The organism is Nonomuraea sp. NPDC051191, from assembly GCF_044455665.1.
GTDB lineage: Bacteria > Actinomycetota > Actinomycetes > Streptosporangiales > Streptosporangiaceae > Nonomuraea.
Genome location: NZ_JBITEZ010000019.1, coordinates 95,821 through 108,182, shown reverse-complemented (window position 1 = coordinate 108,182; position 12,362 = coordinate 95,821). Strand labels below are relative to the sequence as shown.

At 75.3% G+C, this 12,362-nt stretch carries 1 protein-coding gene; it reads right to left on the bottom strand.

Features of this window, described 5'->3' with window-relative positions:
• On the bottom strand, nucleotides 1–12,300 hold the full coding sequence (locus tag ACIA8R_RS42800) for an amino acid adenylation domain-containing protein (protein ID WP_397043330.1): 12,300 nt from the start codon (nucleotides 12,298–12,300) through the stop codon (nucleotides 1–3).
• Between the last annotated feature and the right edge of the window lie 62 nt (nucleotides 12,301–12,362).

Here is a 12,362-nt window from a genome sequence, read left to right as displayed (position 1 = left end):
TCAGCGCCTCCCCGTGGTGATGTTCAGGTCGAGCAGCGAGCTGGCGTCGTCCGGCGGGCCGGGATCGGGCCTCCGGCCAGGGGCGGGGCTTGGGGCGGGGTCGGGGCTCCGGCCGGGGGCGCTGGGCGGGGCGGGGTCGCGCTCCAGCCACAGCCGCCTGCGGCGGAAGACCGGCGCGGGGGCGGGCTCGCGTACCGGCCCCGCGCGCAGCCGCGGGTCCGGCTCGCTCAGCACGAGGTGCGCGTTGGTGCCGCCGAGCCCGAACGAGCTGACGCCGGCGACCCTCGGCGAGGGCCAGTCCCGCGGCTCGGTGACGGGCTCGAAGGGCGAGGCGGCGAAGTCGAACCGCGGGTTGGGCCGCTCGCAGGACAACGTCGGCGGGATCCGTCCGTGCTCGACGGCCAGCGCCGCCTTGATCAGCCCGGCGATCCCGGCCGCGCTGAGCGTGTGCCCGATGTTGGTCTTCACACTGCCGATCGCACACGTGCCCGGATCGCCGCCCTCGTGGAAGACGCGGGTCAGGGCTCGCAGCTCTATGGGGTCGCCGATGAGGGTGCCGGTGCCGTGCGCCTCGATCAGGCCGATCTCCCCCGGCCTGCGGCCGGCCGCCGCCAGGGCCCGGCGGACCACGTCGGCCTGGGCCTCGGGGTTGGGCGTGGTGACGCCCATGGTGCGGCCGTCGTTGTTGACGGCGACCGCCTCGATGACCGCGTGCACCCGGTCGCCGTCGGCCAGCGCCGCGCTCAGCGGCTTGAGCAGGACCACCCCGCAGCCCTCCCCCGGCACGAACCCGTCGGCACGCTCGTCGAACGTGTGACACAGCCCGGTGGGCGACAGCGCCTTGGCCGCGCTGAGCTGGAGGTAGTCGTTCTCGTCCAGGAGCACTTCCACCCCGCCCGCGAGGGCGACCTCGGCCTCCCCGGCGAGCAGGCTCTGCGCGGCGAGCTGCACGCCGACCAGGGAGGAGGAGCACGCGCTGTCCACGACGAGGTTGGGGCCGCGCAGGTCGAAGTGGTGGGCGACCCTGGCCGCGATGAAGTTCTGGTCGGAGGCCAGCCCGCCCGGCCGGATGCCGACCCGGCGCCCGTAGTCGGACATCCGGGCTCCCGCGAACACGCCGGCCCGGCGTCCGCGCAGCTCGGCGGGGTCGTAGCCGGCGTCGGCGAGGCAGGTCGCGCAGCACTCCAGGAACATGCGGATGGCCGGGTCGAGGGCGCGGGCCTCGTCCTCGCCCAGGCCGAAGTAGTCGTTGTCGAAGTCCTCGATGCCGTCGACGAAGCCGCCCCACTTGCTGATGCTGCGGCCGAGGGCGGGCTCGGGCGCGTACAGCTCGCGGTGGTCCCAGCGGGAGGCGGGCACCTCGCGCACGTCGCACCGGCCCTCGGCGAGGTTCCGCCAGAACGCGGCCACGTCGGGGGCGCCGGGGAACCGGCAGGCCATGCCGATGATCGCGATCCTGCGATCCTGCGATCCTGCCGGTCGGACGGGCTCCAGAGCAGGGGCAGTGGTCTGGGCAGTGTCCGGCGCGGTCTCCCGGGGCTCGTGCGGGGCGGTCTTCCCCGGGACGCCCGGGACGGTCTTCTGCGGGACGCCCAGGCGGTCGCGGAGCTGTTCCAGCGTCGGGTGGTCCAGCAGCAGCGACGGTTCCAGGCTCTCCCCGAGCCGCTCCTCGATGCGCTGCACCAGCTCGGCCAGCATCACCGACTCGACGCCGAGGTCCCCGAACTCCGCCGTCGGGTCCAGCGCGTCCACGGGGATGCCGATCGTCTCGGAGAACAGCTCGGCCAGCCAGTCAGGCTCCCCGGCCGGCGCGGGTTCGGGGACGGGACGGCGGTCGGGCCGTTCCGGCAGCCTGATCAGCGCCGGGACGTCCACCGAAACGCCGGACGGCGGGCACGGCAGCACGGTCGCGCCGCGCGGCAACCCGATCACCCGGTCCAGCACCCGCAGCCCCTCCCGGTCGCCGAGGGACGCGAGACCGACGGCCTCGCCGACGTTCGGCTTCCCGCGCGCCCCGCCGGACTCCCGCCATTGCGGCCAGTCGACCGACCGGAACTCGGCCCGGCCGGACCGCCGCCTGACCCCGGCGCAGAGGTCGAGGAAGGCGTTGGCGGCCGCGTAGTCGGCCACCCCGGCGGCCAGCGCCGGCACGGCGGCGCAGACGGAGGAGAAGGTGACGAAGAAGGCCGGACGGTCCCCGGCGCACGCCTCGTCCAGCGCCTCCAGGAGGTCGGCCTTGGGTGCGAGCACGGCCCGCAGGTCGTCGTCGGACTTGTGGGCCAGCGACGGGCGGCCCTGACTGGAGCGTCCCGCGCAGTGGACGACGCCGCCGATCGGGCCCAGCTCGCGCCGTACGCCGTCCAGGAAGGCGGCCACCCCGGACGGCGGCCCGGTGTGCACGACCACCCGCGCGCCCATGTCTTCCAGGCCGAGGACGGTGGCGACGGCCTCCTCGCCGGAGCCGTCCCACTGGTCGCGCGGCGGCAGCGGCCGGACACCGAGCAGGGCGAGCCGGCGCGCGCCGCGTCCGGCCAGGTGGCGGGCCACCAGCGCGCCCAGCCCCCTGGTGCCGCCGCTCACGACGTAGACGGACTCGGGATCGAGGTCCGGCTCCACGTAGGGCGCGGACAACTCCCGCAGATCTGGACGGAACCGCCCGCCGTCGCGGTAACAGACCTCCCCGTACGGCTCGGCGGACGCCCACTCGGCGCGGATCTGCGCGGCCGAGGGCCGGTCGCTGTCCAGCACGGTGGCCGTGACCGACGGGTACTCGGCGGCCAGCATCCGCACGAACCCCGCCATCCGCGCCCCCGCCAGGCTCGGCGGCGCGCCGTCGAGGTCCAGCAGGCCGCTGGTGACGTGCAGGATCCGCAGCGGGCGGCGCCGGGCCAGGGCGTCCCGCAGGACGGCGAGCCGTCGCAGCTCGTCACGCGGTTTCGCCTCGCCCAGGTCGCACAGGTCGATCCAGCCGGTGAACTCCTCCGGGACGGGGTCGCCCGCGCGTACGGGCACGACCTGGTCGCCGAGCGAGCGCGCCAGCTCCTCGGAGTCGTCGCCGTACAGGCACACCACGGTCCCGCCGTCCAGGGTTCCCGGGTCGCGGGCGGGCCGCTCGGACGCCGCCCACGTCCGCTCGAAGAGCGGCGTCTCGGACACGGCCGATTCCGGCTCCCCGGACGCCGGCACCCCGGACGCCGGCTCCCCGGACGCCGGCTCCCCGGACGCCGCCGGTTCGAAGGGCCAGCACCGCATCCGGTCGAACGGGTACGACGGCAACCCCACCAGCCGCGCGCCCGGAGGCGGCGTCCAGTCCACGTGACCGCCCTCCACCCAGTACCGCCCCACTTCCAGCAGCTCACCGGGCGTGCCGGGCTTCCCGGACGACGGGTCGCCGGGCTTGCCGGATGGCGGGGTGCCTGGGCGGGTCCGGCCGCGGAGCACGTCGGCGGGCTCCGACCGGGCGAACCGCTCCAGCCGTCCGCACAGCTCCCCCACGTCCGGGACGACCAGCGCGAGCCGCTCGCGCAGCGGCTCCCGTCCGGTCTGGAGGGTGTGGGCGACGTCGGCGAGGCTCTCGGGCGTCGCGCGCAGGTGCCCGGCCAGCCGGCCGGCCATGGCGCGCAGCCGCCTCTCGTCGTGGGCCGACAGCACGATCAGCTGCGGCCCGGGGTCGGACGTGCCGGATTCGGCGGGCGGGGGCTCCTCGACCACGGCGTGCGCGATCGTCCCTCCGGCGCCGAACGAGCTGATGCCCGCCCGCCGGGGCGCGCCGCCGGGCCCCTCGGGCCAGTCGGCCGCCTCGCGCTGCACGCGGAAGGGGATCTCGTCCCAGGCGATGTCCGGGTTGAGGTCGTCGGCGTGCAGGGAGGGGACGAGCCGTCGGTGCCGGAGCTGAAGAACGATCTTGGTGAGCCCGGCGATGCCGGCGCCCGACTCGACGTGCCCGAGGTTGGACTTGACCGAACCGATCGGGATGCTGCCCGGGGCCGCGCCCGTCCGTCCGAACACCCGCATGAGGGCGTTGATCTCGATGGGGTCGCCGAGCGCGGTGCCCGCGCCGTGGCATTCCAGGTAGCCGATGCCGTCGGGGTCCACACCCGCGTCGGCGAGCGCGCGGGCGACGAGCTCGCCCTCCTCGACCGGGCTCGGCACCACCCAGCCGTTCGTACGGCCCGAGTGCACGACGGCGGTGCCCCTGATCACGGCGTGGATCCGGTCGCCGTCCGCCTTCGCCCTCGCCAGCGGCTTGAGCAGGACGACCCCCGCGCCCTCGGCGGGCACGAAGCCGTCGCCGCCCGCGCCGAAACTGTGGCAGCGCCGGTCCCCGGCGGTGAGCCGCATGCGGGCGTGCTGGACGAACTTGTTCGGGTGCAGGTTGAGGTTGACGCCGCCGGCGATCGCCAACTGGCACTCCCCCTGGCGCAGCGACCGTACGGCGAGATGCAGCGCGGCCAGCGACGACGAGCACATCGTGTCGACCGACATGCTGGGCCCCTTGAGGTCCAGGTGGTAGGAGACGCGGTTGGCCACGCCGCCGAGGGTCGCGCCGGTGTCCTGGGACGTGCCGCGCAGGCTCTGCTCGACGCCGAAGAAGGGGTACTCGTTGTACATCACGCCCGCGTAGACGGCGACGTCGGAGCCATGCTGGTCGCGCAGGCGGGTGCGCGGGTAGCCGGCGTCCTCCAGGGCCTCCCAGGCGACCTCCAGGAAGACGCGCTCCTGGGGGTCCATGAGGGCCGCGTCGCGCGGGGTGATGCCGAACAGCAGCGGGTCGAAGTCGGTGACGCCGGCGAGGAAGCCGCCCCACATGAGATCCACGGGCCAGCCGTCACGGGTCCGGTCGCCGGGGACGCGGGAGAGCGAGTGCCGTCCGGCGGCCAGGTTCTCCCAGAACGCGGCCAGGTCGGGGGCGTCGGGGTAGCGTCCGGCGATCCCGATCACGGCGATCGCGCCCGCGTCGTCGGGATCGTCGGCTTTGTCGGGCCGGTCGGGCCGGTCGGGCTGGTCGGGCTGGTCGGGCTGGTCGGGCTGGTCGGGCTGATCGGGGCGGTCGGGCTGGTCGGGGCGGGGCGTCGGCGGGGCCGGGGCTCTGGCGGCCAGTGCGGCGGCGACCCCGGCCAGGTCCTTGTGCTCGAAGAAGAGAGTCCGCGACCGCTCCCCCAGGTCCCGTTCCAGCCGCGCGTTGAGCTCGACGATCTGGTACGACGTCAGCCCGTACTGCTCCAATGGCACCCGCACCCCGAGCCGGTCGGCGTCGATGCCCGAGACCTCGGCGTAGACGCCCTTGAGGTACTCCTCCATGTCCCCCGTGGCGGCCCGCGGCGCGTCCGGCTCCGTCCGCTCGATCCAGTACGGCTCGGCCTCGAACGGGTAGGACGGCAGCGCCACCCGTCCGGGCGGCTCCGGCCAGAACCGTTCCCAGTCCACGTCCTGCCCGGTCACCCAGGCGGCGGCGGCCTCGGCCTCCGTACCCGCCGAACCGGCGCCTCCGCCGACGCGACCGGCGAGCACGGACGGATGCGCCCGGCCCGCCGCGAACGCCTCCAGCGCCTCCCGCAGCCCGGCCGCGTCACGGCAGACCACGGCGAGCCGGTGCGCGAGGGCGGAACGTCCGGTCTGGGTGGTGTAGGCGATCCGGCGCACGTCCTGCTCCCCGGCCCCGGCGGCCAGGCGGCGGGCGGCGGTCACGAGCTGCTCCGGCGTCGCGGCCGAGACCAGGACGGCGTGCTCGCGGCCGTCGTCGGCCGCGCTCCCCCCGGTCTCCTCGGGCAGGGGCGCGCGGACGACGGCGTGGGCGTGCGTGCCGGTCGCCCCGAAGGCGTTGATCAGCGCCCGCCGCTCACCGGTCCAGGGCCGGGCCTGCTCGGGCACGCTGACCGCGTCGGTGGGCGGCTCGGCGACGAGGGTGGGCGCCAGCCGTCCGTGCCGGAGCTGCAGCAGCACCTTGGCGAGCTGGGAGGCGCCGGACGCGGCTTCGAGGTGGCCGATGTTCGGCTTGAGCGTGCCCGCCTCGACGGGCTCGGGCCGTCCGCCGAAGACCTCGGCCAGCGCCTCCGCCTCGGCCGCGTCGGCCAGGACGGCCCCGGCCGCGGCGCACTCGACGTAGGAGACGTCGCCGGGCCCGGCGCCGGCCCGCTCCAGGGCGCCGCGCATGGACGCCGCCATGGCCTCGGCGCTCGGCGCGGTGAACCGCCCGGTACGCCCGGTGTGCGCGACCCAGGTGGCCTCGACCACGCCGTGGACGGCGTCCCCCGCCCGGACGGCGTCCGCGACGGGCCGCAGCAGGAAGGAGCCGACGCCCTCGCCCACCGTCCAGCCGGGCCGGTCGGCGTCGAAGGCGGCGGCGCCGGCCTCCTCGGCCAGCAGGCCCAGCCCGGCCAGCAGCGCGGCGTGGTAGGGGTCGGCGAGCAGGTTGACGCCCGCGACCACGGCCGCGTCGCAGTCGCCCGTACGGATGGCCTGGGCGGCCAGGTGCAGCGCGGTCAGCGTGGACGAGCACGACGTGTCCACGGCGATGCTCGGCCCGGTGAACCCGAAGAAGTACGAGACCCGGTTCACCATGTCGGACGCGGTCGCCGACACCACGGCCGGGCCGCCCGCCTGCCAGGCGGCGGCGCCCGCGTGCTGGTAGTCGTGCCACATCGAGCCGACGAAGACGCCCACCCTGGGGGCGGTCCGGCGCAGGGAGTCCGGGGTGTGCCCGGCGTGCTCCAGGCACTCCCACACGCTGTGCAGCAGGAGCCGGAGCTGCGGGTCGAGCGTCGCGGCCTCCTTCGGCGAGATGTGGAAGAGCAGGCTGTCGAAGCGGTCGATGTGCTCCAGGTAGCCGCCGGGACGCTCGCCCCTGGGGTCGGGGCGCAGGCTGCGGGCGCCGGTGCTGAGGTTGTGCCAGAAGCCGTCCAGGTCGTCGGCGCCGGGGAAACGTCCGGCCATGCCGATCACGGCGAGACCGGCCGCCGGCTCCGCCCGCCGCGCGGGCTCGGGGCGAGGGGCCGCCGGCTTGGGGTGCACGGCTGCCGGTTCCGTCGCCGGGGTGGCGAAGACGGGGGTGGCGTCGCCGGTCGCGTGCTCGGCCGGGCCGCCCAGGAACGCCTGGAGGAAGCGGTGGCCGTCGTCGAGGTCGAACTGGTCGCGGACGCGGTCGAAGGCGACCTCGCCGATGGGGCAGAGCCCGATGCCGCAGGCCGCCTGGCCGGTCATCAGGAGCTGGCCGAGGTAGCCCGCCTCCAGGGTCAGGTAGCGCAGGCTCTGCTCGCCGTACAGGGGTTCGATGCCCTTGGTCTGGCCGATGAGGTAGAGGCTGAAGCCGGCGCGGTCGTACAGGTCGCGGTTGTAGACGAAGTGGACCGTACGGTCGAGCTCGGGGTGGGCGTTCACCAGGTGGAGGGCGTGCTCGCTCGGGTTGTAGTAGTAGATGCCCTCGGGGACGCCGTCGATCGCGCCCCTGGTGACGTGCAGGTACGCCTGCACGGCGTAGGTGTCCCCGGCCGACGGGTACAGGTGGCGCTCGCGGTCGCCGAGCCGCCGTTCGCGCAGCAGGCCGAGCAGCCGGCACAACGACCGGTACGGCAGTGAGCCGGGCTCGAAGTCGCGCACGCTGGCCCTCCAGGCGAAGTGCTCGTCGGGCACGTCGAGGCGGTCCAGGCGGATGAGGCTGGCGTCCGGCTCCAGCGGGCGCAGATTCCACCGGGCCGCCTTGAACGCCTCCCGGTCCTCGGGCGAGAAGAAGTCCACCTCCCCCGGCCCGCCCGCCTCGGCCTCCACCTCGGCCTCCGCCGGCGCGGGCTTCTGCGAGGGGCGTTCCCTGGCGGGAGGAGCGGCGGGCGGGTCGGCGGGCGGGTCGGCGGGCGGGTCGGCGGGCGGGTCGGCGGGGCCGCCCACGACGGCGGCGATGCCGTTGACGGTCGGGTTCTCCAGCAGCAGCGCCACCGGCACCCGCCTGCCGTACCGCTTCCGCAGCGCCTTGGAGACCTGGACCATGGTGAAGGAGGTGACGCCCTGGTCCCAGAGGTCCTGGCCGGGGTCCACCTCCTCGACCCCGATCAGCTCGGCGAACAGCTCGGCGATCTCCGTCACGGCCCGCCCCGCGACCTCGGGCTCAGGCTCGGGCTGGGGTTGGGAGTGGGGGCGGGGCTCCGGTTCGGGCTCGGGCTGGGGTTGGGAGTGGGGGCGGGGCTCCGGTTCGGGCTCGGGCTGGGAGTGGGAGTGGGGGCGGGGCTCCGGTTCGGGCTCGCGCTGGGGCTCCGGGGCGGGCTGGGGCTGGGGCGCCGGCTCCGGGGCGGGCTCCGGGGTGCGTTCGGTGAGGGGCCACGGGAGGGCGTCCCGGTCCAGTTTGCCGTTGGACGTGGCCGGGAACGTGCGCACGAACGCCACGTGGTTGGGCACCATGTACGCCGGCAGCGTCCCGGCCGCGTGCGCCCGCAGCTCACCGACGTCCGGCTGCGCACCCTCGGCCATCACGTACGCGACCAGCTTCCGCTCCCCCGAGCGGTCGTCGCGGGCCAGGACGACGACGTCCCGCACCGCCGGGTGCTGCCGCAGCCGGTGCTCGATCTCGCCCAGCTCCACCCGGAACCCGCGGATCTTCACCTGGTTGTCCGCCCGCCCGAGGAACGTGATGTTCCCGTCGGGCAGCAGCGCCGCCCGGTCGCCGGTCCGGTACATGCGCCCGCCCGCGAACGGGTCCGGCACGAACCGGTCGGCGGTCAGCTCGGGCTGGTTGCGGTAGCCGAGGCTCAGGCACCTGCCGCCGATGAACAGGTCGCCCTCCTCCCCTTCGGGGCAGGGCCGCCGGTCCTCGTCGAGGATGTAGTAGAGCGCGTCGTCGATCGGCCGGCCGTACGGGATGCTCCGCCACGACGGGTCGATCTCCCCCACCTCGAACCAGTTCGACCAGACGGTGGCCTCGGTGGCGCCGCCCAGGCTGACCACCCGCGCCCGCGGGAAGGTCGCGCGCACGGCGTCCGGCAGCGGCAGCGGCGTGTAGTCGCCGCTGAGGAAGACCAGCCGCAGGTCGCCGGTGCCCTCGCCGCCCTGCCGCTCGGCCAGCAGCGGGGCGAGCTGGTTGAGCGTCGTGGGCGCGGAGTTCCAGAACGTGACCGGCTCGTCGATGAGGACGTCCAGCAGCAGTTCGGGGTCGCGCTGCTGGCCCTCGTCGGCGATGTAGAGCGAGGCGCCCCGGCCGAGCAGGCCGAAGATGTCGAACACCGACAGGTCGAAGCCGAGCGAGGTGACGCAGAGCCCGACGTCGGAGGCGTCGAAGTCGAAGGTGCGGTAGCACCAGTCGAGCAGGTTGAGCAGCGGCCGGTGGCTGACCTCGACGCCCTTGGGCTTGCCGGTGCTGCCCGAGGTGAAGATCACGTACGCGAGGTCGTCCACGGCGCCTACGAGGGGCGGGTCGCCGCGGTCGTCCCCGCCGGCGTCCAGCTCGACGGCGCGCACGTCCTCGGGCACGGCCCAGCCGGACGTCTCCGCGCAGGTCAGCACGATCCCGGCGGCGGCGTCGTCCAGCATGACCGCCGCCCGCTCGTCCGGCAGGGACGGCTCCACGGGCAGGTAGGCGCCGCCCGCCTTGAGAATCCCGAGGACGGCGGCCACCATGTCCGGCCCGCGGCACAGGCGCACGCCGACCACCGTCCCCGGCCCCACGCCCAGCTCCTTCAGCCGCCAGGCGGCGGCGTTGGCCCGCCGGTTCAGCTCCCCGTACGTCATGGTCCCGCCGGCGTGCCGCAGCGCGACCGCGTCGGGCCGGGCGGCGGCCTGCCGCTCGAACAGCCGGTGGACGGGACGCAGCCGGTCCTCGAAGGCCGCGAACAGCTCGGCCAGGTCGGGGAACTCCGGCTCCAGGGCGTCCCAGTGGTAGTGCAGCCGGTCGCCCTCCCTGATGACGATGCAGTCGAGGGCGACGTCCGGGGTGTAGGTCATCCAGGGGCCGGCCTCGACGCCGTCCGGGAGGGGGTGCTCGGTCAGGTCGAGGGTGCTGGTGTAGACGACGGGGAAGGCGTAGGCGCGGCGGCGGCGCTCCCTCATGACGTGGCCGCGCAGCGTGGCCAGGCCGGTCAGGGCGCCGTTCGCGGCGTCGGCGGCGATCCGGTCCGGGTAGGACTCCTCGTCGGTGACCCAGCTCAGGGCGGTGAACTCGCCGGGGCGCAGCGGCTCCGACTCGGCGGTCCAGCGCACCACGGACACGCTGAACGGGTCGGGGAAGCGCCCGCGCAGCGCGCCGGCCAGGGCGGCGAAGACGGTCTCGTCGGAGACCGCGGCGACGCTGCCGCTCAGCCGGACGCGGCGGGCGGGCGTGGTGGCCACCTCGGGCCCGGGCGGCAGGTCGCGGAACCGCTCGTCCCAGTAGCCGTCCCCGTGCGGGTCCTCAAGGGGGGACGCCTGGGAAGGCGGGCGCGGCTCGGCCGAGGGGTCGGCGTAGAGCCTGAACAGCTCGCGCAGCACGATGTGGATGCTCCGCCCGTCGAGCACGGTGAGGTCGACGGCCGCGTGCACGGTCTCGCCGCTGACCCGCAGCTCCCACTGCGGCCAGCGGCCCAGCGCGAACGCCCGTCCGGCCATCTCCTCGGGCTCGACGCCGGGGACCTCGGGGATGGCCCAGTTCTCCGGCGCGTGCGGCCTGATCCGCAGCGTCCCGTCGTGCGTGACCTCCGAGCGCAGCGCGTCGTGGGCGGCCACCAGGCGCAGCCAGGCCCGTCCGAGCCGGTCCCGGTCCAGGTCGCGGACGTGGAAGCTGTGGTAGACCTGGCAGCCGTCGTACTCGTGCGAACCGCCCGCGCGGGCCACGAAGTACGCCTTCTGCAGCTCGTTGAGCGGCCGGATCTCGCCCTCGCCGGTGTCGGCGGCCAGGGCGCGCAGCGCGTTGGTGAAGCGGGCGAACAGGGTCTCCGGCTCGCCGGGCGCGAAGCAGCCGGGCACCAGGTCCCAGCGCACCCGCAGCTCGCCGTCGTGCTCCCACATCTGGTGGTCGAGCGCGACGCCGGAGGTCTGGCTGAGCGCGTACGACACCGGCGGCACGGCGTCGTCGGGCCGGGCGTCCAGCAGGCTGGTGAAGACGACGGGCAGGGCGGTGCGCTCGCGCAGCTCCCGCATGACGGTCACGCCGGGGACGCCCGCGTGGCCGAGGTCGCGCCACAACCGCCGGTGCACCTCCCGGACCGCCTCCTCCAGCGGCTCGCCGAGCGTGCTCTCGGCGGCGAACACGGCGGTGCCGGTGAACGGCCCGACCACCTCGTCCACCTCGCGCGGCAGCCAGGCCCGGCCGGTCGTGGTGACGGCCAGGGAGCAGTCCTCGCCCCTGCCGACCGTCTCGGCGAACAGGGTCAGCACGAGGGCGGTCGGCGAGACGTCCAGCTCGGCGGCCCTGGCGCGCAGGGCGCCCCACTGGGCGGCGGTCAGCGAGCCGGTCAGCGCGGCGCGCGGCGAACCGTCCGGGACGCCGGCGGCGGGGCCGGGCGGCAGGTCCGCCAGGCGTTCCCGCCAGTAGTCCAGGTCCTCCTGGTGGCGGGGGCCGCGCCGCCGGGCGTCCAGCGCCAGCAGGCAGTCGCGGACGGAGAGTCCGCCGTCCTCCAGCCGATGGCCGGGGTCGCGGTAGCAGCGCCACAAGTCGCGCAGCAGCACGTCGAGCCCGCGCCCGTCGGTCACGCTCGCGTCGATGCCGAAGTGCACGGTCCCGGGCGTGGTGACCTCGACGGCGAACGGCGGCCAGACGCCGGGCTCGTACCGCCGGTGCGCGAGGCGTTCGCGGGCGCCGGGCTCGTCCACCGGCAGGTCCCAGGAGGGGGCCCGGTCCAGCACCCGCTGGGTGCCGTCCTCGCCCAGTTCCAGGCGCAGGGCGTCGTGGTGGTCCACGACGCGCTGCCAGGCCGCGCGCAGGCGTTCGGGGTCCACGCCGGGCACCTCGAACTCGCGGTAGACCTGGCAGCCGACCGGGTCGGGGGTGGCGTCCTCGTCCGCGCCCATGACGTACGCCTGCTGCAGGGGCGTCAAGGGGAACGGCTCGTGCCGCTCGCCGGGAGCCGGGCTGATCACTGGGCCGGCCGGGACGGTGTCCTCGGTCGTCCCGGCCAGCTCGGCGATCCGCTCGGCCAGCTCGGCCGGCGTCCCGCAGTCACCCAGCCGCTCCACGGGGAAGTCCAGCGAGAACTCCCGCTGGATCTCGAACCACACCCGTACCGCGGAGATCGAGTCGAGTCCGCTGTCCTTCAGTGAAGCGTCGGGGGTCAGCTCCGCACCGCCGGGCAGCACCTCGGCCAGCAGGCGGATGACCGTCTCCGTCACGCGCTCGTCGTGCTCCATGGGCCTCCTCCCTCACTGCGACGCTAGTGAGGACGACGCGCGCTGCCTGCTCAAGACTGAGC

Coding starts and splice junctions, on each gene's coding strand:
- ACIA8R_RS42800 (WP_397043330.1), bottom strand. CDS start 12,300: ATGGAGCACGACGAGCGCGTGACGGAGACGGTCATCCGCCTGCTGGCC.